Origin of the sequence: Clostridium sp. UBA871, assembly GCF_002295255.1 — a bacterium.
In the GTDB taxonomy this organism is placed as follows: Bacteria; Bacillota; Clostridia; order Clostridiales; family Clostridiaceae; genus Clostridium_J; species Clostridium_J sulfidigenes.
Genome location: NZ_DBFV01000011.1, coordinates 355,306 through 381,155, shown reverse-complemented (window position 1 = coordinate 381,155; position 25,850 = coordinate 355,306). Strand labels below are relative to the sequence as shown.

Below are 25,850 nucleotides of genomic sequence, written 5' to 3'. Positions count from 1 at the left end.
TTAATCACCTAGTCTCTCTGTTAGAGACCTTTGAAGCTTTTCATAACCTGGTTTGCCAAGTAGAGCAAACATATTTTTCTTATAGGCTTCTACCCCTTCTTGATCAAAAGGATTTATTCCTAATAAATATCCTCCTATGGCACAGGATTTTTCAAAGAAGTATATAAGCTCTCCTAGAGCCTTAGGATTTAAAGCTTTCATATTTATAACTATATTAGGAACTCCACCTTCTACATGGGCAAGGACTGTTCCCTCCATAGCTCTTTTATTTACAAAATCTATAGTCTTTCCTGCTAAGAAATTAAGTCCATCCACATTTTCTTCATCTTCTTTTATGGATAAATTTATTTGTGGTTCTTCTACATTTATTACAGTTTCAAATATATTTCTCATTCCGTCTTGAATATATTGACCCATGGAGTGAAGGTCTGTTGAAAAGTTAACAGATGCAGGGAATATACCCTTTCCATCCTTCCCTTGACTCTCTCCATAAAGTTGCTTAAACCACTCTCCAAAGTATTGTAGACAAGGTTCATAGTTTACAAGAATTTCTGTAGTTTTTCCTCTTTCATATAAAAGATGTCTTGCAGCTGCATATTTATAACAAATATTTCTATGTACATCTTCATTACTAAAGTTTTCTCTTCCATTTCTAGCACCTTGTAACAGCTCATCTATATTTATTCCTACCACTGCAATGGGAAGTAACCCTACTGGTGTTAAAACGGAAAATCTTCCACCGATATCATCAGGAATTATAAAGGTTTCATACCCTTCTGTATCTGCTAATTTTTTAAGAGCTCCCTTTTCCTTATCCGTTGTTATATAAATTCTATTTTTAGCTTCTTCTTTGCCATACTTTTTCTCAATGATTTCTTTAAATATTCTAAAGGCTATGGCAGGCTCTGTAGTAGTTCCTGATTTTGAAATAACATTTATGGCAAAATCCTTCCCATCTATGAGCTGTATAAGTTGAGACAAATTAGTAGAACTTATATTGTTTCCTGCAAAGTATACTGCTGGAACCTTTCTTTTATCCTCATCCATACTATTAAAGAAGGGTCCTGTCATTGCTTCTATGACAGCTCTAGCTCCAAGATATGAACCTCCAATGCCTATTACTATAAGAACCTTAGAATTTTCCTGTATCCTTTTAGCTGCTACCTTTACTCTTTCAAACTCAGCTTTATCATAATTATTTGGTAGGTCAAGCCACCCTAAAAATTCATTGCCAGCACCACTTCTGTTATGCAGAGTGTTGTGGGCTGCTGTTATCATAGGTTTTAAATTATCTATATGTGATTCATTAACTGCCTCTTGAAGGTTTTTTATATTTAAACTTAAAGAACTAGTCATTTCTAATTGCCTCCTATAAAACGATTTATTAGGTATCTGAAAATAAATAACAAGTCAAAGATGGGAAGATACCTTATATTATTAAAATCAAAAAACTTATGTATATTATATAAACACTAAGCAGCATTATTCCATTTCTCTTAGAGTATCTTCCATTAGTTGATATAGGTAAGATTATAAGTAGCATCAATACTAAAGCCACTGGAATATCTAAAAGTATAGTCTGATTAAAGCTTATAAAAGATGCGTTAAATATATGAATATTTCTAGAGTTTAGTACTAATCCACCCCTAGCTAAAATACTACTAGCAGCTATAGTCATTGTTATATTTAGTATGTTTGCACCAATAACATTACCAACCGCTACTCCACTTTCCTTCTTATATATAGAAGTTAAAACAGTAGTTAATTCTGGTAACGATGTTCCTAAGGCCATAATGGTTAAACTAATTACTCCTTCTGTTACTCCATAATGCCTGGCAATAATCTGCGCATTTACAACTAATAACCTAGCTCCACATCCTATAAGTATTGCTCCTATTATAAATACAACTATATGTTTTGCAAATTCTCTCTTTTTTACTCTTCTTCTAACACTAATTTCATCTATAGTCATAGCAGTCTCATCAGGAATTTCAAGGGACTTTTTAGCACCCTTTATATTTTTTCTTATATAGTACACAAATAACCCTAAAAGGACTACCCCTTCTATTCTATTAATATTTCCATCTGTAGAAAAAAGTAATAGTAAAACCATAGATACTACCATCATAAAAGCTCTTGGCATAAACCTCTTCTTTTCTACCTCCACAGGCATTGCAATCATTGAAATAGCAAGAACAAGCCCTGTATTACAAATTATTGCTCCTATAGCATTACCTACTGCAATCTCTGGTGATCCCATAATAGTTGCCACTGAAGCTATAAAAAACTCTGGAAGAGTAGTTGCTAAACTTACAATGGTTGCTCCTATAATTATTTTTGGTATTCCTGTTATCTCAGCAATCCACATAGCTGAGTCTACAAATATATCTCCGCCCTTTATTATTACTATAATTCCTATAATAAACATTACTATAGGTAAAAACATCTCCATTATATCCTCCACCCTCTTATGCCAGTATACAATATTATGTAAATTATTTCAAACTACTCTATATACTTATAATAATGGCTAAAACAAATAAACTCAATGAATTTTAACATATTCACCGAGTTTATCTTTATCTTATATTCCTTTTTCTTTGCTGGACCACTTATAAAATATTTTAAGAGAATCATCTAATGCTTCTATAGTTAAAATATCTATCTCATTTTCTTCTATTACATAAAAGAATGATCTATCTTCTCCAATTAATATATTCGTCATAGTATTATTAGTAAAGTTAATATTTATGCATTTTATATTTTCATCATTTATTACTCCTCCAAGAACTTTGTAATTCTCAGTAGCACTTACCTTTGTTTCCATTACATTCACTGTAAAAGGAGCATGTTTATCTACCTCTTTTATAGAAGTTGCTAAGATGTTATAAGAATTTTCTACTTTACTTAATTGGCATAACCCCTCATAGTTTTTACCATTGTCTTCATATAAAAACATGACTAATTTATCCTTTTGTATATCTGATACATTTAGAATAGATATTCTATCTTCACCTATGTTAAGGGTCTTAGATAGAAGATATGTTATCTTATCTGTTAACTTTACTTCAAAGGGTTCTTCATCTTTTATAGGCAAGTTACCACTTTTTATCTCCATGGTTTCTTTAAATAAATCATTCTTAATTAGAATAGCTGTAATTAATAAGAATAATCCTATAACTGAAATCATAAAGATTCTTCTATTTTTCTTAATTGTTTTTCCATTTTTGATTTTGTACTTCTTCTTGTTTTTATATCTCTTCTTAAGTTTACTCATATAACATTCCTCTTTAATTTTTTCTCCCTTTGCTCGAGAGGACACTCCTTCTCATATTCATCTTTGAAGTGAAACTCCTTTTCGCTATGCTCAAATGAGTAAGTTCTCATAATTAAATCATAGATTTAAATGGTCACTTAACTTCGACTAACCAAATATAAAATTTCTTTTTCTCGCTTTGCTCGGGAGGACACTCCTTCTCATGTTCATTCGAATGAGTAAGTAATCCTTAACCAAATCATAGATTTATTTTCTCGCTTTGCTCGAGGGGACACTCCTTCTCATATTCATTCGAATGAGTAAGTAATCCTTAACCAAATCATAGATTTGGAGGATTACTTAAATTCAGCTGCGTACCATTTGTAGTGAGCTCCATATTTATCATCTATTTTTTCTACTTCATAAAGTCTAAATATTATATATTGAGTCCAGTTATATCCTGGATTTGCTCCTATGGATAAGATTAAAAAGGAAGCTCCAAAGGAACCTGTCACAGTAAATATGACTTCATTTCTTGCTTCCGCAGGTATTTCTTTACCTTCACTATAGGTTCTAGAGATAGTGGCTCCAGTACTATTTGCAATATTAACTACTCCATAGGAAGATTGCCCACCTCTAGCGTAGTTAATTTTTGATATTTTATCAGTACCTAGTAAAAACTCAGTATATAGATGTATCTTAGAATAGGATAATTCTGATTCAAAACACCACTCTGCTTCTTTAGATTCCACCTTTCCATAGGCATATGAAACTCCCTCTTCCATGAGGATTTCTTCATAACCCTTATTAGACATAACTGGTTTTTTAATATTCTTTTCTCTATTTAAATTTTCTCTTTGAGAGTTTTTTGTGTTATAGGTAATCTTTGAACCATCAGGATAAATTATTTCATAAGCAGATTTATTAGCAAAAGTATTAATTACCTTTTCTGTATATTCTTCTTCACTAAAGATATTTTTTAGAGATTTAAAGGCTTTCTTTAAAGCAACCTTATCTCCTTTTAGTATTTGATTTCTATAGTATTCCTTATTGTTTCTAAAGTCTTTATCAGTTATATCTTCTATGGAATTATCTAATATCACTTCTAAATCACACTGTTCTAACCTTTCTACTATTTCATCAAGTCTTATATAAAACTCGGCATCTTCTTTGTCTAATCCTTCCCTTGTTAGCTTTAATAACTCTTCCTCATCCACAGGAGTAGTTCTCACTTCATCACATATTTCAATTATCCTTTTATCATTATCTTTTCTCTTATTACTTTGTAATGCTAAAACCTCTATAGGTGAGTTAACTATAAAAGAAGTGATAAATATTACTAAAACAATCACCTTAAAATTCTTCATATCAGCACTCTCCATTCCTATGACTTTAAATTTATTATTCCTAGAGAATGGATTTTAAATTCTTAAACTTATATTTTTTCATCTGTAAAATAATATAAATTTAATAGATAAATAAATAAGAGGTGGAAATCCACCTCTTATTTATCCTCTACACTATTTCCTCTACACCATCTTTTACAAAGCTCTGCTTTCTTGCTGCAAACAACTTCCTCTGAACCACAAGTAGGACAATTATCCTTGTCTTGCTCATAATTTATATCATACACATCTCCACAATGAAGGCACTTAAATTTACAAAAAGTAGCTCTGTAGTTACCACCACTTATTCTTATAGCATTTCCTTCTGTTAAAGCAATAGCTATCTTTTTCCTTGCACTATCAATAATATTTTGGAAGGTTTGTCTTGATACTTGCATTCTTTCAGCACATTGTTCTTGATTTAATTCTTCAATATCTTTAAGTCTCATAGCTTCAAGTTCTTCTACCTTTAAAACTGTTTCTTTAATTTCACATTTAGGCTTTCCCCATGGAACAAAATAAGTATCTTCTGGGAAAAACTCTACTCTTCTAAATTTTGTTGGTCTTGGCACTTTAAATCCTCCCTGCATTTACTACATAATCCTATAAACATTATATCAGAATCATATATTTTTACGTTACTTTCTTCTTCTATTCTTTTGTTTAATTTAAGATAGTCAAAATTTAAATTTTGACTATCTATATCAATTATACTATTACATTTATAACATTTAAAATGAATATACAGGGGTTTGCCACTAAATATTTTCATTTTATAATAATTATTCGTTACAGTGACCTTCATGTTGATGTTCTGTACAAACGCTACCTGTTGATTTTAATTCACCATTTACAAATTTTTGAACTACATCATCACTAAGTCCTTGTGCACCAACTACAACTTCAATTCCATTTTCGTTAAATAAGTCTTGTGCTGTTTCTCCCATACCACCTGCAATAATAACATTTACCTTTAAATCTCTTAAAAATACTGGAAGAAGTCCTGGTCTATGTCCTGGATTTGGAGTAAAACTTTTTTCTAAAGACTTACCCTCTTCTACTTCATATATTGTGAATCCTTCACAATGTCCAAAATGTCCACTTACATATTTCTCATCACTTGCAACTGCTATTTTCATTAAAAATTCCTCCTTTTATTTTACCTAAAAATTTAATATATTAATTTAATATATACTTAGTCATATTACTCCACATAGCTTCAATAGCTTTTTCAGCTATGCTATCCTTGTAGAAAGTTATAGGTTTTAATTCATTTATAGACTTCATAACCATGTCATCATAAGGAATTTTACCTACTAAAACTATTTGATTTTCATAAATAAAGTTTTCTATTTCCTTTGTAACCTCTTCATTTATATCAAATTTATTTACGCAAACCATAGTAAAAACTCCAAAGTGTTTACACAGCTGTACTACTCTCTTTAAATCTTCAAGGCCTGATTTTGTAGGCTCTGTTACAACTAAAACTGCATTTGAACCTGTTATTGAAGCTATAACAGCACATCCAATACCTGGTGAGCCATCAATTATAGTTAACTTTTCATCCTTATTAAATCCCTTACCATTTTTTCTTAATTCAGTTATTAATTTTCCTGAACCATCACTGCCTATACCCATTTCTGCCCTTGAAATTATGCCTTTATCTAGCTCTGTAATGAAGGTATCTGCTGTCTTTTCATCCTCTAGTTTTATTGCATTTACAGGACACACTAATGTACATGCTCCACAGCCTTCACAAAGAAATGGATTTATAGTAAAGTTTTCTATGGCATTAAATTTACAAACACCTTCACATTTACCACACTTAATACAAATGCTTTCATCTATTGATGCTTTTTTTCCACCTACAAATTCATCTTTTTCAATATCTTTTCCCTTGTAAAAGAGATAAAGATTGGGAGCATCTACATCACAGTCTATTCTTAATACATCTTTTTCAAGTTCAGCTAAAGCTGTTGCAATGGTGGTTTTTCCAGTGCCACCTTTTCCACTTAAAACTACTAATTCCAAGATAGCACCTCCTTTACTCCCTCTGAAAGCTTATCAAATATCTTCTTATGAACTAAATAATCGTAAAGTATTTCACCCTTAGAATAAAGTACTGCTGTAGCCTTATCATAGGTAATTGTTCCTATTAATTCTATATTTTCTTCTTTGCAATACTTTTTTACTATGTTATCTTTTCCATCATCCTTATTTATAACTATGCCAAAGGGAATATCATACATTTTCACAAGTTCCACTGCCATCTTTAAGTCATGAAGACCAAATTCAGAAGGCTCTGTAACAAGTATTGCCCCATCAGCATATTTCAAAGAATTTACCACATTACAAGAAGTTCCAGGTGGGCAATCTATTAAATTAGTTCCCTTAGATAATCCATTAAGTAATTCTCTAATAACAGGCACTGCCATTGGCTCGCTTATATTTAAAACACCTCTGCTACAGTTTATATCTCTTACTGATCCTTTTTCAACCTTACCCGTTTCTCTTTCACCATAGGCTATAGCACCATATTTACATGCAATTTCACATGCTCCACAACCATGACATAACTTTTGGAACAACATAATATCATCTTTAACCTTTGCTAGAGCATTAAATTGACAAGCTTTTACACAAGCTCCACAGTTAGTGCATTTGTTATCATCTATGATTGGATATTCTACCATTACTTTTTCTTTTCTATCTACTATAGGCTTTAGGAATAAGAAACCATTAGGCTCTTCCACATCACAATCTATATAATTTGCCTTTAGAGCAAGAGCAAGATTAGTAGATACTGTGGTTTTTCCTGTACCGCCTTTTCCACTAAGTACTGCTATATTCACTACCTATTCATCTCCAATCTAGTGAGCTCCGTGATGTGCAGGACCAGACATTTTTATTTCTTCAAGTTCACCTTTTTTATATTTTTCTATAGCCTCAGCTATAACTATACCATCACACTTATATGCCTTAACTCCTGATTTTTCAATGATTTCAAAAGCATTAGGTCCAAGATTTCCTGTGATAATAACATCTATGTTTTCATCAATTAATTGATTAGATGCAGAAATACCTGCTCCACCACTAGCATTTTTGCCTTGGTTTTCTAAAACTTTAATTTCTCCACCTTCAGTATCATGAATTTGAAAATACTCACATCTTCCAAATCTCATATCAAGTAAATTTACAATAGTTTTTCCTTCTGCTGAAACTGCTATTTTCATTTTCCATTCCTCATTTCTTTATTAATTATTCTTTTATGTGATTCTCATTATTGGCATTTGCTAATTATATATTACTGCCATTTTAAGTTATTGTCAAATGCCAATTATGATTTTTTATAAAAAAGTAGCTATGAAATTTCTAATTCATATAGAAACTTCATAACTACTTTGGGGATAATTTTATTCCATCAATACTCTTGAGTATTGTCTTTATTTAATTATAAAAAATCAAAACTACTGATGTTTAAGTATTCCTTATTAAAAAGGATAATATGGATTAATATACTGACCTGGATATTGGGTGTAATATGGATATGGAGAAATATAAGGTGGATATGGTACTATTAATAATTTAGCTAAATCTAAAAGTGGGAAGTTTCTGCGTCTATAACGTCTTTGTCTTCTTCTAGGACGTCCATAAGGGTTATATTGTCGTTGCTGAGCATATTGATTTTCATCATCTAGCTCCATTACATCTTCACCCACTAACATGGTAACGCGATCTCCATCTACATTCTCAATTATTCCATCTACTATGCTTCCGTCTCTCATTGTTAAAATAACGTGATAATAAACATGTTCTTTACATTCATCATATAAAGACTGGTCATCTCTGTTATGATCGTGGATTTCTAAAGCCATTTTTAATCATCTCCTTTACAATATTATGGTATTATTGTGTAAGAAAATTTGTGCCATTATAACTTATAAATATTGCTGTAAATTCAATAAATAATTCTACTATTTTATTTTTTAACACTATAAGTTATAAATTAATACTTACATTGTATATTATTTATAAATAAAAAAAGCAGCTATGAAATTTCTATATTATATAGAAACTTATAACTACTTTCTTTGGGTGTGATTTATTTAAACATGATAACATGTATAAATACATTAGGGTTTAAGAAAAGATATTACTCTTTCAAGGAGTTGATAGAGTAATATCTAATCTATTAGAATATTTATATTACTCCCACTCTATAGTTGAAGGTGGTTTTGAAGTTATATCATATACAATTCTATTTACTCCATTAACTTCATTGACAATTCTTCTAGATACCTTATCTAGTACATCATAAGGGATTCTTGCCCAGTCTGATGTCATTCCATCAGAAGATGTAACTCCTCTTAAGGCTACTGTATGGCTATAGGTTCTTTCGTCTCCCATAACTCCTACTGATCTTATATTAGGTAAGCAAGCGAAGTACTGCCAGATTTCACTTTCAAGGCCAGCAATTGCAACCTCTTCTCTAAATATAGCATCTGCTTCTCTTACTATGTGTAGCTTCTCTTCTGTAATTTCACCAAGTACTCTTATTGCAAGTCCTGGTCCTGGGAACGGCTGTCTCCATACTAAGTGGTGTGGAATTCCAATTTCCTCTCCTACAGCTCTTACTTCATCTTTAAATAACTCTCTTAATGGCTCTATTAGTTCAAATTCTATGTCCTCTGGAAGTCCTCCTACGTTGTGGTGACTCTTAATTGTAGCTGATGAATTAGTTCCACTTTCTACAACGTCAGCATAAATAGTTCCTTGAACTAAGAAATCCATTTTACCAAGTTTATTTGACTCTTCTTCAAAAACTCTGATGAATTCTTCTCCAATGATTTTTCTTTTTCTCTCTGGATCAGAAACACCTTTAAGTTTTCCAAGGAATCTCTCTTGAGCATTTACTCTGATAAGGTTCATATCAAAGCCTTCTCTAAAGATTTTCTCAACTTGATCTCCCTCATCTTTTCTAAGTAGACCATGATCTACAAATACGCAAGTTAGGTTTTTACCTATTGCTTTATGAACAAGTACTGCTGCAACAGATGAATCAACTCCACCTGATAGAGCGCAAAGCACTTTTCTATCTCCTACTAATTCTTTAATTTGTGCAATCTTTTCTTCTGCAAAGGCAGACATAGACCAATCTCCCTTAACTTCACATACATTGTATAAGAAGTTTTTAAGAATTTCTGTTCCAAATAAAGTGTGTTGAACTTCTGGGTGGAATTGAACCCCATAAAGTTTTCTTTCTACATTCGCCATTGCAGCTATAGGACACTCATCTGTATGACCTATGATTTCAAAGCCTTGTGGTGCGCTTTCTATAAAGTCAGTGTGACTCATCCAGCATTGTTTTTCTTTTATTCCATTAAATAATTTATTATCTGTGTTTAAGTTAACATCAGTTTTTCCATATTCTCTAACAGTAGCAGTCTTAACAACTCCACCTAAAACATGGGACATAAGCTGAGCACCATAGCAGATTCCTAGGATAGGAATGTTTAAATCAAATAATTCCTTATCTACTCTTGGAGCACCCTCCCCGTAAACACTGTTAGGGCCACCAGTAAATATTATTCCAACAGGATCTAATTCTTTTATTTTTTCAACAGAAGTACTATATGGAATTATCTCACAATATACTCCATGCTCTCTTACTCTTCTTGCTATTAATTGATTATATTGACCACCAAAGTCAACAACTAATACTAATTCTCTATCCATAAATTAAGCTCTCCTTCTTAGATTATTGATTTACACTATAATTTGGAGCTTCCTTAGTAATTACTATATCATGTGGATGACTTTCTCTAAATCCAGCTGAAGTTTGAACTACGAAGTTTGCAGTTTCATATAAATCTTTTAGTGTAGCTGATCCTAAATATCCCATTCCTGAGCGAATACCACCAATTAATTGGTATATAGTATCTACTACGCTACCCTTAAATGGAAGTCTTCCTTCAACACCTTCTGGTACTAATTTCTTGTTATCTTCTTGGAAATATCTATCCTTACTTCCGTTTGCCATAGCTCCTAAAGAACCCATTCCTCTATATACCTTGTAACTTCTACCTTGATATATTTCTATTTCACCTGGTGCTTCGGCGCAACCAGCAAACATTGAACCCATCATACAAACTTTTGCTCCAGCAGCTAGTGCCTTAACGATATCTCCTGAATATTTTATTCCTCCATCAGCTATAACTGGAACTCCTGATTTTTCCGCTTCTTCAACACAGTCCATAACTGCTGTAAGTTGAGGAACTCCAACTCCTGCAACTACTCTTGTAGTACAGATAGATCCAGGTCCTATACCAACTTTAACACAATCTGCTCCAGCTTCTATTAAAGCTCTTGTACCTTCTGCTGTTGCAATATTACCTGCTATAACTTGAAGCTCTGGATATTTTTCTTTAACTTCTCTAACTGCATCTATAACACCTTTAGAGTGTCCATGTGCTGTATCTATAGTAATGACATCTACGTGAGCTTTAACTAAAGCATCAACTCTTATCATCATATCCTTTGTAACTCCTACTGCAGCTCCACAAAGTAATCTTCCTGAAGTATCCTTTGCAGCATTAGGGAATTTCACAGCCTTTTCTATATCCTTTATAGTAATTAATCCTTTAAGATTAAAATCTTTATCTACTAAAGGTAATTTCTCAATTTTATGTTTTGCAAGTATTGTCTTAGCTTCTTCAATACTTGTTCCCTCTTTTGCAGTAACTAGATTCTCACTAGTCATCACTTCACTTACTTTTTTACTATAATTAGTTTCAAACACTATATCTCTATTAGTAATTATACCAACTAATTTTCCATTTTCAGTTACCGGCACTCCAGATATTCTATATCTTGACATTATGTTTAATGCATCTTGTATAACATTATCTTTTCCTATGGAGAATGGATTTACAATTACTCCATTTTCTTGTCTTTTAACTGTATCTACTTCGCTTGCTTGAGCTTCTATAGACATATTCTTATGGATAATTCCAATTCCACCTTCACGGGCCATAGCTATTGCCATCTTACTTTCAGTTACTGTATCCATTCCAGCACTTATTAGTGGTAAATTAAGAGCTATAGTTTTAGTTAAGTTTGTTTTAAAGCTAACATCCTTTGGTAAAACTTCAGATTTATTTGGAACTAATAATACGTCATCAAAAGTGTATCCTTGTTTTAATATCTTTGCCATAATTTAAATCCTCTCCTTCTATATTATTTTCTTTATAATTAACTTTAGTTATACTTATAATCTGAAATCAATTAAAATTATTGTATTAAATTCTCTAACATAGTTTTTGTTTATATTTTAAATTTAATTAAAACATAAACAAAAACATGCTTAATTCACTTTCAACCCATAATATAACTCCATTAGAGTTCATACTATGTACATACAAGTAAAATTAAGCATGTCCATAAATTCAATGAAATCTATAACATGATTACTTTTACTCATAGTCAGAAATTTATCGGTTTCCGGTAGAAACTCCTTGCCATATTCAAGGGATATATGAGTTATTTATTCATAATTTATTAATTGATTACACCTATTTTATTTAAAATAAGTATGTTTGTCAAGGAAAACTTTTAACCTATTTTCTAAATTTTGTAGAAATTTATCGACTTATATAATAATTATACATTACTAATGAGAATTTTTCCATTATCTCACTATAATTAATTAAAAAATTATAGTGAGATAATGCATATTTATACTAAAATTTTAAAATAAATCTGGTAAAGCTTCCTTCCCAACATTAAATTTAGCTGGAGCTTCAACTCCATCAACAGAAATTATATTTTCATAGGCGCCTTCATCCTTAGGTAAGGTGATTGTATAAAGCACAATAATATTATCATCCTTAACTACATTTCCACCTAAGGTATAGGAATATAATGAATCTGTAGAATTCATAACCATATCTCCTAATAACTGAAGATTGCCTTCTTCATCTACTTTGTATACCTTAGGAGTGTCTTGAATCTTTGCGTTACTTGGTACCTTAAGTCCGATATTTGCCTTACTACTATAGGTTTCAAAGGTAGCCCCAAAGGTTACTGTTGCTTCTTTTGCTAAAGTTCTTTCCACTGTGTCTATATTATATTTTTCAGTTTTACTGTCATACCCATTATAGATTCCATGAAGTATATCTGTTTGTCCTCTAACAATAATAGTAGGAGTTTCTATATTGAATTTCGCCATTTCCCCTATAAGGTTTGTATAAGTAATAGTGTTACTATCCTTAAACTTAAGTTTCCCATGTTCCATTGTCTTAATTATAAAGGATACCTGCGACCCACTAGCTTTATATATTTTATTAACAACATCATAGGTATATCTAATTTCTGGTATCTCTAATGCATAATTATAGGAACTACTACTTTCTACTGATTTAAGTCCTGAAACTACGTCAAATTCATCACCTATATTAAAATTTAACTTAACATCACCAAATACATATGACTTATATCGTTTTGTTGATAATCGTAATGCAATTTCTTTAACTTTATTATTGAGAGCACCACCATTTTCTCTAACAGCATTAAAGTAATCATCCTCAATTCCCCACAACTCATTATGAATCCACTTTAAGCTTTTGGTATTGTTAATGTCATCACTTCCTGATGTTCCTAATTTCAAGGATATAATGCTATATCCTTTATTTTTCACAGCATTAATTTTATTTATATCATAGCTAACATCTCCTGCAGCTAAAATTATAATATATTTCGTTGCCCATTTATTTCCATTTGTTAAAATACTATCTGCCATTTCAAGAGCATTACCAATGTTTCTTTCTGTAGATGATGAAGATGTTACATTTTCCAATTCATTCTTTATATCCTTAGCATCTGTAAGTTCTGATTCTATTTCAGCTGTATTACTATAAGTTACTAATCCGAATTTGGCCATAGAGTCCTTCTTATTATAATCATTTAATAATCCACTCCATAAATGTTTTGAATCATCAAGATAATTAGCTCCCCCATTTTTTGAAGTATCTAGCAAAAAAACAATTTCCTTTTCATTAGAAGTTGACTCATTTTCACTATCTTGAAATACAAAGTTTTCAGGTTTAATATCATAGGTTACCTTTATTTCCTCTCCTGGATATGCCTCTACTTCACTTGGGCTTGTTAACTTAGCCTTAATATTAGGTAATTCATTTTTATCTATATTAACGCTTATACTAGGTACTGGAGCAGTTATAATCTCATTATCCTTCCAAGGGAAACTCACTGTAGACCCTGCAAAGAGTTCATGCTGTCCCGTTACTCCACTTTTAATTACAAATTCAAAGGGCACAGGATCTGCTGTATAGGTAACCTTGCCATCTTTAACTTTACCATCAGTTTTATATAATACATTATCAATATCTACTTTATTTCCTCCAACCTTTAGAGAAAATCCTGATTTAAGATTCATATCCATTTTTACATTACTAATGGCATAGGAAGCTAAGATTTCTGTAGCTATATTCTGGAATACGTTGTCTATAGCACCATTATCAGATGCAAAGAAATTACCTTCTTTACCTCCCATAAATTCATGGATTTGTTTTAGTGTTTTATTGGCTTCACTATTCTTATTTCCTAAACCATAACCTATAGAAAATACATTGTTTGTAGATTCCTTTATACGCTCCCCTATAATATTTGCATATTCTACTGCATCATCATCAAGTTCATTACCTTTTCCATCAAACTTCGGATTGCTATCATCTATATTTTTATAAAAATACTTATAATAATATGAATAATAGTAAGAATAAAATGTTGGTACTCCATCAGACATTAAAACCACTGTCTTATTTGCATTTTTCTCTTTAGATGTACTAAGTAGGTAGGCAGCTTTTCTTAAGCCTTCCCCAGTATTAGTACCTCCATCAGCCTTTAAATTATCTATAACTGTTTTCAGCTCATTTACCTTATTGGCATCTATTAATATTTCTTTATCTACTTTTTTAATACTGGCATTACTTGAATAGGCTACTATCCCAATCTTTAAATTAGGCACATCCTTCATTTTATCTACAAAGTTCTTTGCTGCTTTTTTTAATTCTGCTATCTTTGTAGAGGATTTACCATTTACATATACATTGTCCGCCATACTCCCAGATACATCTAGTACCAATACTATTTCTTTAGCTGGAACTTCAGCTTCAAAGTCTTTAGGAATTATTTTTCCACTGACAGTAATATCTTCTCCTACCTTAGGGAATTCAGGGGATACTGAATTTATCTTTACCTCAAAGGCTGGCTTTGTTGCTACTTCAGCACTGGCATTTGATGCAGAAGTCATTACTAAGGTAGCTGTCATGCAGAGAATAAGCCCTATGCATAATATGGCTTTATAACCGATTCTTTTTTTCATTTTATCCACCTCCATCACCATTAGTAGGTTGTTAACAGACTTCCTTGCCTTAGTGGGAACTTTATTCCCAATGAAACTTAATTCATTACTTCTTATGACTATTTCTAAATAAAAAACTCTCTTTCACTGAATAATCTATATCCTCTGCTTTTAATGACAATCTAATTTCTATACTCTTTAAAATGTCATCTGAAGTCTCTATATGATGTAAATGTGAACCAATAAGCCTTTTACCATCCTCTTTTGTAGATAGATAAACATTATATTCTTCAATGATAAATTCAGCTCCCTCATCAGTTACTGTGCCATCATCTTCAACCTTTGAAAAGGTTATAGTTTTTACAGTACCATCAAGCTCTTTGTCCACTTTACATTTAGTAGCTGCCATGGCATGTTTAGATATACTATCTAAAATAACCTTAGCTTCATATTGAAGGTCTGATCTAGTGTTTATCTCCTCTAGCTTTCTTTCATTAGAAAAGAAAAAGGAGAATATGAATGAAGTAACTATAGCTAAAAGTCCTAATGCTATCACTAATTCTATTAAGGTTACTCCTTTTTTCTTTCTATTTAAAATCATAATCCCACTACCTTATAACTTATTTTTCTAGTGTCCATTTTTCCTTTGTAATCAAATTTGTAGCTAGTATAGTTCTCTCTGTTACTAAGTTTTTACCTTGAGTAAAGATAAAATCTAATACACCCTTATTCTTCTTATCCTTTATCTCATCTTCTGATAATTTAGCAGTTCCTATTAAACCCTTAGAATTCTTTATATTTATATCTTTTAAGGATATAATGGTACCTTTATAATCCTTAGTTCCATTGTAATTTACATCACCCTTTGTCACCACTATATAAGTTATATCTTTAGATTCGTCCCTATTGAATTCTTTATTATAGGTTGCTTCTTTATTTTCATGTCTTAAGATAAGCTTATCATCATTAATTTCAATGTCCCTATTTTCATCATCATTTAATAGAATTACCATATTTTCTAACTGAATAATGTTACCCCTATTAGCAATTAATGAAGATACACCATCCCAGTTTATTTGATTTTCTACAGTATAAATAGCCTTACCCTGTTGAAATTTATTCACATCAAAGTCTTCGTTTCCCATATAATAAACAGCTTGTACAAACCTTTCCCTCATGTGTTTTACTGCATCAAGTTCTTTTTCATTAAGGTTCACTGAATTTCCATGGGCTTTTCCTCCTGAAATATAGGCTCCAGCAGTATAGGTTTTCTGTGGAAGAGATATTCCCTTTGCTCTTATACTTTTATCACTTGAATTACTATAATCCACAAAGTGCTCTGCTTTATCTACCACATTTAAAGGTTGTCCTTCTGCATTTTTAGTTATAAGGACTAAGGGATCTAAATACTCATATTGGCTATTCTTATAATTCCCATTAGAATCCTTGGCATAGGCCTTATAATTCCCCTTTAAGGCTACAGACTCTCCTGTCTGATAGGGCTCTCTATGAGTCTTTATATAAGCAGAACCCATTAGGTAGGCACTGTCACTAACTGTTAAATTACCCTTATCATTAGGCCACTTCATGGAGTTAATTATTATAGAACTAGAACCCCTAACAACCTGTCCATCGTCTGTAGGCACAGCAATATTCAAATCATTAAAACCATAAAGGTTTTTTATATTAATTTTTGTATCACTAGCTCCTATAACTAAATCGTTAGCTAGATATAGCTCTGCCTTACTGGAATCTACATCTATACCACTATCCACATCACCATCTGCTAAACTACCTAAAAATATATTCTCAGCATAAACCTTATTATCAACTTCTTTATCCTCTAAAGTTATTGTCTTAAAATTTACCTTACTTTTGTCTACTGTAATATTGGCAGCGGTGTTAACTTGTCCTTTAAATTCTATATCAGTATTATTTATCTCAATTCCACCCTTATACTTATCTACCGTTGGATTATTAACCATATTTTCACTTCGTAAACCCTGAATCCAAAGGTTTCCGTCCACTTCTACCTTACCTTCCTTAACATGGGATGAATCAGTAGCAATAGTTAAGTTTCCATCAGCAGCTAGAGTGTAGTTTATTAATTTAGATGTGTTTCCATCGGCTTTATCAAGGATTCTATAAGCTTCCGGTGTAACTAAATTATAAGCTACACTCACCACTCTATCTTTGCCTTTATCATCTTTATAGGTAGAAGTTAACTTAACAATTTTATAATCTAACCCCTCTTTTTCTATTGCTGGAACTTTTAACTCACACTTAACTTCTGCCTTATTACTATTTACTACATATTCTCCAGATACGTAATCTATAAGATTATCATCTATATAATCCTTATAAACCCCTTTGAAAATTTCATTTTGCTTCTTTATTGTAGTTTCCTTATTACCTGCCGCTATGCCTTCCTCTATAGCTATCTCTACTACTTTAGTGATTCTAGCGTAGGCCTTATCAATTCCAGATTCAGCAGAATAGAGATTTTTAACCCTATTGTTCTCTTCTACTCTTAGCTTATAGTTTGCATAGGTGGCCCCTAGCATAGCCAATGCTAAGGTAGCTAATATACCAAACACAGCTATTACAAGTAACATAGATGAACCTTTAGTCTTTCTTTTTCTCATCTTCTCCCTCCTCTTAATTTAACAACTCTATTAAAACCCCTTTTTAATTAGTTATTCTACTTAAGTAGTTCTAAATTCATATTTTCTACTACTTCCCCATTTTTATTAGCTCTTAATTCTACAAAGTACAATTTTTCATTGATAACATCATCACTATGTTGAACCCCTTCGATTAATTCTATTTGTCCATTAAATTTAGATATTATTACATCTTGCCTTTCAGATACTTTTTCCCCATTAAATAGATATATTTTTAAGTTTTCTGTATGGCTCTTATTTTCTACACTTAAATTTAACTTCTTTTCACTGTCTTCATTTAAGCATATAAGTAATGACTTAGCTTCTGGTTTAGGAATAGCAATGATACTTCCCCCATAAGTAACATTTATCTCCCCTGTTTCTTTCATTTCAATAAAGACTTCCTCTGATGGTGTAGCTAAATTATCTGATAGTTTTTTTATAGCTTCTCCTATAACCTCCTTACCATTTGATATGGATATGGATCCGTGGTGAAAATATATAGTTCTGTCAACTTCCATTTCACTAACCTTATTATTAATGACCTTGGACTGTTCTTTTATAGATCCCTCTATGGAAAATCCATTTATTTCGCCACTTATTGAATATATTAATTTATTATCTTCCCCTGTAGCTTCACTTAAAGTAATGCCATTATTTAAAGGCTTTGATAAAGCACTTGAAAAATTATCTACAGTTTTAATATTTTCTATAGTTTCCTGAAGTACCGCCTTAGCTTGTTGTTTATTTTCTGTAGATTTATTTATTTTTACAGAAGTTAGTACTAAATTAGCTATAGGAATAAGAATAATTGATATTAGAGCAAAGCTAATTATTACCTCTAGAAGAGTAAAACCTTTCTTACTTTTTCTAGATTTAGTAACTTTATTTATTAACATACTCCACCTTTCCTTCTGGTGTTATTTGCACCCTTGGACTAGTTTTATCATCATCAATTATAGTAAGTGAAACTTTCTTATCATTAGCATTATTTATTACCTTTATATTTGCTCCTACCTTATCATCAATACCTATACGTTTAGATGAGTATATTGCAATATTTATATTTTCTTCATCCACATTCCTAAGCTCTATACCATTTTTACTATAATCTGATGGATAGCTAGATTTCTCTGTTTTGTACTTAATATAGTACTTACCACCTTCCTTATTTACTTCAATTTCCACATCTACCTTTTTATTTTCATCATTATATATATAACTTTCTCTTGTTAAATCATTTTCCTTACCTAAAGTTAAACTTGGTAAATCTGAATTCACACCCTTTAAAGCCATGATTAGAACATAATTATTTCCTTCACTAGTTCTTGATGCCATGGAGCTTTGATTTCCTTCTAAAAAAGGATTTTCCTTTCCATACTCCTCGTCAAAAGTCCATTTTAAGTACTTTGAATCTTCATAAGGATTAATTTTGGGTATGGAGTAAAATTCTAAATCTAAAGTTCCAGAGACTTCATCATTCCCAGAGGCTGTTATATTTATATTTGGCATAGCTAAAATTCTTTCATATTCTGATATTAGCTTTACGAACTTAGCAACATTTTTATAGGTACCATTAAAGGATACCGATACCTTCATTTGCTCTACCTTATTTCCAGTTGACTCTCCTTCATCTCTTTTAGTAGCTTGATCTTCTCCAAGTTCTTTAGTTTCCTCTAGTTTTTCTTCCACATCTTCCTTGGTCTTTTCTTTACTAGACTCCTCCACTACTTGCTCTAGGGATGCTTGTTCCTTAGGGTCTGCTACTTCTGAAAAATAAGCTTCTATTGGAGAAACAGTAACCTCTGAAAAAGTTAAACTTCCCTTAATTCCAGCATTATTTAATAGTTTATTTAGCTCTATTATTATTCTATCTTGATAGATCTTAGGATATAACAGCATAGACTTTGAACCTATACTACCCTTTAATATTTTTATATCACCTTTATTCTTTGTAATAGTATTTATATTGGAAAGCATCTCATTATATTTCTTATTCAGCTCTGATTCTTCCTGTTTAATTTCTTGCAATTTAGCATATTGTCTTTCATAAACCAACTTATAATATGCTGTACATATAATTATGAGGACTAACACTCCTAATAAAAATTTTTCTCTTTTACTTACTTTCATTATAGTAGGCCTCCTTTAGTTTACAGGTCATAGTAAAGGTAAATACTTCTTTTTCACCATCACCTAAGTCTGACACTATTCCACCTATATGAGATTCTTCTATGAATTCAATATTATTCATATTATGTTGAAACTCAGCAATAGCCTCTCTATTTGTAGCTGAAGCATTTATTTCTATAGAACCTGCTGCAAAATTCATAGATTTAAAATACACCTCTTTTGGAAGGGTATAATTTATCTCTTCAATAAAGTCTGGACTTAATTTATTTCTATCGATTATGCCATGGAAAATTTCATTTAACTTACTATTATAAGTAGAAAAGGTTTTTCTCTCTGTAGCTACCTCTAAACTTTCCTTATAACTTTCTAGAAAAGCTTCTTCATTAATTTTATTATTAAGATCACTTATTGATTTTTCAGCTCTATAAATTCCAAAAGTATTAAATGACAAGGTTACTATAATACCTGCCCCAACTATAGCTGCTGCACTAAAAATTGCTTTTTTTACTCCTGCATCGCTTTCTTTATTTGTATCCACATAGAAAAAATTCAAATCATTCATAATCTCACCTACAATCTTACTAATGCACCTAATGCATTAACATACTCTTCAATGGTTGTTGTATTTACATTTTTACTAAATTCTATATTGTTAGCTGTAATTATTTTTGTAGTATCTATGCCAGTCTTTAAAGCTATATACTCATCTATTCCTCTTAACTTAGAAGTACCACCGTATAAATATATATGATTGATCTTTTTCCCATTACTTTTATTAGTATAGAACTGAATAATTCTATTTAAATCCTCTAGCCAACCCTCTATGACTTCTACTACTCCATCATTAAGCTGATTTTCTTTCCTATGCTTTCCTACTTCAACCTGAGCCTTCTTTATTTCCTCTGCTTCCTCCATAGAAATTCCATTTAAATCCGCTATAAACCTATCTATCTCTATTCCACCAATGGGCATAACCCTTATAAATTCTAAATTATTATTATTAACTATAGATAAATCTACACTTTTATAACCTAAGTCTAAATACAAAATGGATTCCTCTTTATTTATTAAATCTACATTATATATATCTGCAATGCTGCTTAGTTTTCTTATGGAGTTGTTACTTATATCCAAAGCATATGGATTTAAAAGTAGTTTTTCAGCTAAGTTTCTATAGGATTCAATGAGATTTTTAGGATATATAATAGTAAATATCTTTTCCTTTCTTACCTCATCCACTATAACTTCCTCTAATCTCATAAATTGAATTACATAGTTATTTAAATTTATAGCTAGAAATTGCTCTATTTCATAATTAACTAAGGTTTTTAATTCTTCATTATTTTCCACATAAGGAACTATAATCTCTCTACTTATGATTGTAGATGAGGAGGAAACTAACGCTATATTTTTAGTTCTCACCCTTGAGGTTTTCATTTCTTCCTTTAACTTAAGTAAGATAGATTCTTCGTTAAAAAGCTCCCCATCTTGAATAATATCCTCTGGAGATTTTATTTTCCTCATATTATAAATTTTTAATTTTCCACCCTTAACTTGTCCCTCTACTATTTTTATATCACTAGAGCCTATGTCAAGACTCACAAGCCTTATACTCTTAGGCTTAGCCGGTTTACTATCATCAACTTTTTTTATTCTTTTAAATTTTAGATCCTGTAACTTTATATCTCTGTTCCATATGGATTCCTTCTTAGAATTTTCAACATCAATGCCCTTATAGGTATCATTGTCTATATTTACTTGAATTTCCTTATTCTTTAACTCTTCACTGACCTTAGATTTACTAAACAAACTCAAAATTAGCACTCCCTTCTTCTTCAAATCCTTTATGTTTAATTAACAATATTTATATCTATTTTATATACACTAAGGCTCTAATAACTTAGCACCCTAGATAACTTTCAAATTCATTATTTTTCTTTCATTACTTCTATTAATTTTCATATATCTTCTTTATTCCCCGAGAAATACTATGAATAATATTACTTTTTCATCATTAAATTACATTGTCACAATTGAAATCTTTCTTCATTATTCCTAAATTGAATATTTATCTATATACCTATTAAAATATGAAACTATAAGTCTATTTAAATATATAGCTATTTAAACTTTTCTATATATAACTATATAACTAGTTAACTATTTGTTGTAATATCAATGGTTTGTAGTGTTTTTACTACTTTAGTGGTTATGTATAGGCTCTAGAATTTTCATGTTTTTAGCTTTTTATGTTCTTCCATGGTGAAAGTGTTGATATAAGTAGTGTTTAAGTATGTAGAGGAATACTTTATTTATTTTTAGAAACATAAGTGTAAAGGGTGGCTTTACACTTATGTTGGGCATTTATTAATAATATATTAATTTACTTCAACTTCTCCATTACTATTTATAATTATAGTAAATGTAGGCGTATCCTTTGCTTGTGGTTTCTTAACTTCTTTTAATGCTTCCTTTAATTCATCAATTCCCGTTATCTTATCTTCTTTATCTGGTTTAGCATCCTTAAATGTTTTATTTTCATTAAATGAAACTGTAACAGTAACAGTCTCGCTTGCAGTAACTGTTTCATCTGAAACAAGCATTAATGCAGTTCTTTTTATTGTTTCTATACTCTGTGTATCAGCTTTAGTTTTAGAGTTATTTCTTACTGCTGCGAAGTTTGGTATAGCTATTAATGCTATGATTGCCATTACTGCTAGAACTATGATTAGTTCTATTAGTGTAAAACCTTTTTTCTTTTTGTTGTTTGCTCTTTTTATCATTTAAAATGACCTCCTAATTATTTCTATTTATTTCTAAAGGGTTTCCCCTGGTTAGACCTGTTATTTTGTTTTGACTATGCTTTAAATAATTTTGAATATTTGACTTCAATATTATCTGAGCGAATACCATTTGCAGGGTTCTTGAATTTACTTAGGCTATGAGAATGATAAAATCGTTAAGAAATACAACTTGTTTGAGCGCATGCGAGTTGTTGTATTTTAGATTTTCTCATTATCAGGGCCTTTAGTAAATCAAGGTTCCGAAACGATTGAGCGCAGATAATATGAAGTCGTTATTCATATTAGTTAAAAGATAGGCTTGTCCTTTTTACATTACGTTGTACATTTCAAACATTGGAGTTAGGATGGAGATTATTAAAAATCCTACTACTACTCCCATTATTACTAGCATTATTGGGTCTAGGATTGTGGTGAAGGCTTCTATTGCTCTTTCTAGCTCTTCGTCGTAGAAGTCAGCTGTTTTGCTTAGGATGTTGTCTAGTTCTCCAGCTTCTTCTCCAATTTTTATCATGGACCCTAGCATTGGTGGAAATAACTGTGATTCCTTTATGGCATCGGATAGTGTATCTCCAGCTAACATTCTTTCTTTTACTGTTTTTAATTTTACATCTGCATATTTATTTTCTAGTACTGCAGATACTACATCTATGGAGCTGGCTATGGATAGTCCAGCTCCTAAAACTGTAGATAGTCCCCTTGCAAATCTTGATACTACAATCTTTTGATTCAAGTCTTTAAAGAGAGATTTTTTCAATTTGTATTTACTGTACATATAAATTCCAGCATCAACTCTCTTGGTGTAATATTTAAAGCCTACTACTGTACCTACAATAACAAGACCTATTAATATACCGTAGTGCCTTATACCATCTCCTAGAGATAGTACTATCTTTGTCATAGCTGGAAGGTCTGAACCTGATGATTCAAACATATCCATAAACATTGGCATTATATAGGTTAGAATAAATACCACTACAAACACTGTTACTGTGGCTAATATGCCTGGATAGATTAATGCATTTTTTAATTTACCATTCATCTTAGTTTGCTTTTCATAGTAAGTGGCCATCCTGTTCATGATGGAATCTAGGGTACCACTTTGTTCCCCAACCTGAATCATGCTTATAAGTAATGTTGGAAATTCATTAGAGTATTTACCCATGGCTACAGATAATTCTTCACCTTTTCTTATATCTTCATCTACTTTTACAAGGACCTCCCTCAGCTTCTTGTTAGGTATTTGCTCTGCTAAAAGACTTATGGCATTAGTTATGGAAACACCAGCTTCTATCATTGTAGCTAGTTGTCTACAAAATATAGAAATATCCTTGTTATTAACCTTATTTTTCTTTCCTAGAATAATCTCCTTACTGCCTATAGCTTCCTCAATGGACAGTGGTGAATATCCACTAGATACCATAAGGTTAAGTACCTCTTCCCTGCTCCTACATTCATGTACTCCTTGAATAACTTCACCCTTAGAGCTAATAGCCTTATATTTATATTTAGACATAATTTAGTTCTCCTTCCTCTACAAGTTATCCATAAATATTATCTTCATCATTTCTTCCATGGTGGTTTCACCTTTAAGAACTAACTCTCTACAACTATCTGATAAAGTCTTCATACCCTTTTTAACCGCTTCATCCTTTAGTTCTTCTGGATTATTAGATTTTATAATCAAATCTTTTATCTCTCTATCTACATTCATTATTTCATAGACTCCAAGTCTGCCACTATAACCAGTATAATTACAGCTAGCACAACCCTTTCCTCTATGAAGAGTTACTTTATCATCACTACTTAAGTTAAGAAGTTTCCTTTCAGCTTCATCCCCCTCATAGGTTTCCTTACAGCTTGGACATATTCTTCTCACCAGTCTTTGAGCTATTACTCCTTTTATGGCAGTGGCAACTAAGAAAGGTTCAACTCCCATATCTATAAGTCTTATTACTGATGATGGTGCATCATTTGTGTGTAGTGTACTAAGAACCAGGTGGCCTGTTATGGCAGCTCTTATACCAATTTCAGCAGTCTCGCTATCTCTCATCTCCCCTACCATTACTACATCAGGGTCTTGTCTTAATATAGACCTTAAGCCTGCAGCAAAGGTAAGTCCTACCTTACTATTTACATTTACTTGATTTATTCCATCCATGGAGTATTCCACAGGGTCTTCTACAGTAACTATGTTCTTATTAATATCATTAAGTTCCCCTAAAATAGTATATAGAGTGGTGGATTTTCCACTTCCTGTAGGTCCTGTTACTAAAATTATTCCATGGGGTGCAGATATGATGTTTTCAAGATTTTTTATATTTTCACTACTCATGCCAAGATTATCTTTTCCAATTTTATAGTTACTTCTATCTAGTATTCTTATTACAACCTTTTCTCCTGTGATAAGAGGTATTATAGACACACGCATGTCTATGTTTTTATTATTGATTACAGTAACTATTCTTCCATCCTGAGGAATTCTTTTTTCAGCTATGTTAAGATTTGCTAGAATTTTTATTCTAGTAACTATGCCTGGAAGTACATCAATATTTAAAGATGATATTTCTTCTAGCTGACCATCTATTCTATATCTAACTCTTATATATTTTTCATAGGGCTCTATATGAATATCTGAAGCTCTTTGTTCCACTGCATTTTTAAGTAGAGAATCCACTAGCTTTACTGTGGGAGCATTTTTAACTTCATCAATCTTTTCTATATCTTCCGTCTTATTATGAAACACTATCCTAGACCTGGTTATCTCTTCTACAGCACTTTCCACATTTCTATCTGAATAATACTTTTCCGTAGCCTTATGGATGTCATCCTTTGTGGATATATAAGGCTCCACCCTTAATCCCGTAGTTATAGCTACATCATCCATGGCAAATATATTTAAAGGATCTGATACAGCTATCTTTATTACTCCATCAGCAGTATAAAAAGGGAATAATTCATATTTTCTACATAAGCCTTCGTTAACTAACTTAACAGCCTTAGAATCTACATCTATATTACTTAAGGTTACTCTTTCAATACCTAACTGTTCTTGAAGTACCTCTATAATAATATCCTCTGTTACTATTCCTTCATCGATTAATAATTCTCCCAGTTTCTTTCTTTTTACCTTTTGAATCTCTAAGGCTTCTGATAATTGTGACCTGGTAATTTTATTTGCCTTTACTAGCAAGTCACCTAGTCTGACAGTATTCCTTGCCATTTCTCTCCACC

The 25,850-nt window shown here is 31.5% G+C and carries 23 protein-coding genes and 1 riboswitch; all 23 genes read right to left on the bottom strand.

The window, feature by feature from the left end:
• Positions 1-1,356 (bottom strand): glucose-6-phosphate isomerase, encoded by a 1,356-nt coding sequence (locus tag B3086_RS14995; RefSeq protein ID WP_346893799.1) that lies wholly within the window; start codon positions 1,354-1,356, stop codon positions 1-3.
• 73 nt (positions 1,357-1,429) lie between these two features.
• The gene (locus tag B3086_RS14990; RefSeq protein ID WP_346878438.1) at positions 1,430-2,452 is read right to left on the bottom strand and encodes a calcium/sodium antiporter; all 1,023 of its coding nucleotides are present in this window, start codon (positions 2,450-2,452) and stop codon (positions 1,430-1,432) included.
• Between the two features lie 132 nt (positions 2,453-2,584).
• Positions 2,585-3,277, bottom strand: coding sequence for a hypothetical protein (locus B3086_RS14985; protein ID WP_346893797.1), 693 nt, complete (start codon positions 3,275-3,277; stop codon positions 2,585-2,587).
• A 335-nt stretch (positions 3,278-3,612) separates the two neighbouring features.
• Positions 3,613-4,623, bottom strand: coding sequence for a hypothetical protein (locus B3086_RS14980; RefSeq protein WP_346893795.1), 1,011 nt, complete (start codon positions 4,621-4,623; stop codon positions 3,613-3,615).
• Between the two features lie 137 nt (positions 4,624-4,760).
• Positions 4,761-5,213, bottom strand: coding sequence for a DUF134 domain-containing protein (locus B3086_RS14975; RefSeq protein WP_150845363.1), 453 nt, complete (start codon positions 5,211-5,213; stop codon positions 4,761-4,763).
• On the bottom strand, positions 5,183-5,413 hold the full coding sequence (locus B3086_RS14970) for a Fur family transcriptional regulator (RefSeq protein WP_346893793.1): 231 nt from the start codon (positions 5,411-5,413) through the stop codon (positions 5,183-5,185). Before B3086_RS14970 ends, B3086_RS14975 begins: the two co-directional genes overlap by 31 nt.
• 10 nt (positions 5,414-5,423) lie before the next feature.
• Positions 5,424-5,780 carry a NifB/NifX family molybdenum-iron cluster-binding protein gene (locus tag B3086_RS14965; RefSeq protein ID WP_346847207.1) on the bottom strand — a complete coding sequence of 119 codons (357 nt, stop codon included), beginning with the start codon at positions 5,778-5,780 and terminating at the stop codon, positions 5,424-5,426.
• 40 nt (positions 5,781-5,820) lie between these two features.
• A complete protein-coding gene (locus B3086_RS14960; RefSeq protein ID WP_346893791.1) occupies positions 5,821-6,672 on the bottom strand; it encodes an ATP-binding protein in 852 nt (283 codons plus the stop codon).
• Positions 6,663-7,493, bottom strand: a complete 831-nt coding sequence (locus B3086_RS14955) for an ATP-binding protein (RefSeq protein ID WP_346893789.1) — start codon at positions 7,491-7,493, stop codon at positions 6,663-6,665. Before B3086_RS14955 ends, B3086_RS14960 begins: the two co-directional genes overlap by 10 nt.
• Positions 7,494-7,511: 18 nt before the next feature.
• The gene (locus tag B3086_RS14950; protein WP_346847204.1) at positions 7,512-7,874 is read right to left on the bottom strand and encodes a NifB/NifX family molybdenum-iron cluster-binding protein; all 363 of its coding nucleotides are present in this window, start codon (positions 7,872-7,874) and stop codon (positions 7,512-7,514) included.
• A gap of 258 nt (positions 7,875-8,132) precedes the next feature.
• Positions 8,133-8,516, bottom strand: a complete 384-nt coding sequence (locus B3086_RS14945; RefSeq protein ID WP_346893787.1) for a hypothetical protein — start codon at positions 8,514-8,516, stop codon at positions 8,133-8,135.
• A 331-nt stretch (positions 8,517-8,847) separates the two neighbouring features.
• Positions 8,848-10,377, bottom strand: a complete 1,530-nt coding sequence (gene guaA / locus B3086_RS14940; protein ID WP_346893785.1) for a glutamine-hydrolyzing GMP synthase — start codon at positions 10,375-10,377, stop codon at positions 8,848-8,850.
• Between the two features lie 22 nt (positions 10,378-10,399).
• Positions 10,400-11,854: an IMP dehydrogenase gene (guaB, locus tag B3086_RS14935; RefSeq protein WP_346893783.1), complete on the bottom strand. Its 1,455-nt coding sequence runs from the start codon at positions 11,852-11,854 to the stop codon at positions 10,400-10,402.
• A gap of 246 nt (positions 11,855-12,100) precedes the next feature.
• Positions 12,101-12,199: riboswitch (purine riboswitch) on the bottom strand.
• A gap of 189 nt (positions 12,200-12,388) precedes the next feature.
• Positions 12,389-15,040 carry a VWA domain-containing protein gene (locus B3086_RS14930; protein WP_346893781.1) on the bottom strand — a complete coding sequence of 884 codons (2,652 nt, stop codon included), beginning with the start codon at positions 15,038-15,040 and terminating at the stop codon, positions 12,389-12,391.
• Between the two features lie 85 nt (positions 15,041-15,125).
• The gene (locus tag B3086_RS14925) at positions 15,126-15,620 is read right to left on the bottom strand and encodes a prepilin-type N-terminal cleavage/methylation domain-containing protein (RefSeq protein WP_346893779.1); all 495 of its coding nucleotides are present in this window, start codon (positions 15,618-15,620) and stop codon (positions 15,126-15,128) included.
• A 19-nt stretch (positions 15,621-15,639) separates the two neighbouring features.
• Positions 15,640-17,664, bottom strand: coding sequence for a hypothetical protein (locus tag B3086_RS14920; protein WP_346893777.1), 2,025 nt, complete (start codon positions 17,662-17,664; stop codon positions 15,640-15,642).
• A 56-nt stretch (positions 17,665-17,720) separates the two neighbouring features.
• On the bottom strand, positions 17,721-18,581 hold the full coding sequence (locus B3086_RS14915; RefSeq protein WP_346847197.1) for a type II secretion system protein: 861 nt from the start codon (positions 18,579-18,581) through the stop codon (positions 17,721-17,723).
• The gene (locus B3086_RS14910) at positions 18,568-19,815 is read right to left on the bottom strand and encodes a type 4a pilus biogenesis protein PilO (RefSeq protein WP_346878430.1); all 1,248 of its coding nucleotides are present in this window, start codon (positions 19,813-19,815) and stop codon (positions 18,568-18,570) included. The genes B3086_RS14915 and B3086_RS14910 overlap by 14 nt, the downstream gene beginning before the upstream one ends.
• Positions 19,802-20,377, bottom strand: coding sequence for a PilN domain-containing protein (locus tag B3086_RS14905; protein WP_346893775.1), 576 nt, complete (start codon positions 20,375-20,377; stop codon positions 19,802-19,804). The genes B3086_RS14910 and B3086_RS14905 overlap by 14 nt, the downstream gene beginning before the upstream one ends.
• An 8-nt stretch (positions 20,378-20,385) precedes the next feature.
• Positions 20,386-21,630, bottom strand: a complete 1,245-nt coding sequence (gene pilM, locus B3086_RS14900) for a pilus assembly protein PilM (protein WP_346893773.1) — start codon at positions 21,628-21,630, stop codon at positions 20,386-20,388.
• A gap of 563 nt (positions 21,631-22,193) precedes the next feature.
• A complete protein-coding gene (locus B3086_RS14895) occupies positions 22,194-22,598 on the bottom strand; it encodes a type II secretion system protein (protein ID WP_346893771.1) in 405 nt (134 codons plus the stop codon).
• A gap of 328 nt (positions 22,599-22,926) precedes the next feature.
• Positions 22,927-24,132 carry a type II secretion system F family protein gene (locus B3086_RS14890; RefSeq protein ID WP_346877696.1) on the bottom strand — a complete coding sequence of 402 codons (1,206 nt, stop codon included), beginning with the start codon at positions 24,130-24,132 and terminating at the stop codon, positions 22,927-22,929.
• Between the two features lie 18 nt (positions 24,133-24,150).
• Positions 24,151-25,839 carry a GspE/PulE family protein gene (locus tag B3086_RS14885; RefSeq protein WP_346893769.1) on the bottom strand — a complete coding sequence of 563 codons (1,689 nt, stop codon included), beginning with the start codon at positions 25,837-25,839 and terminating at the stop codon, positions 24,151-24,153.
• Positions 25,840-25,850: the final 11 nt, after the last annotated feature.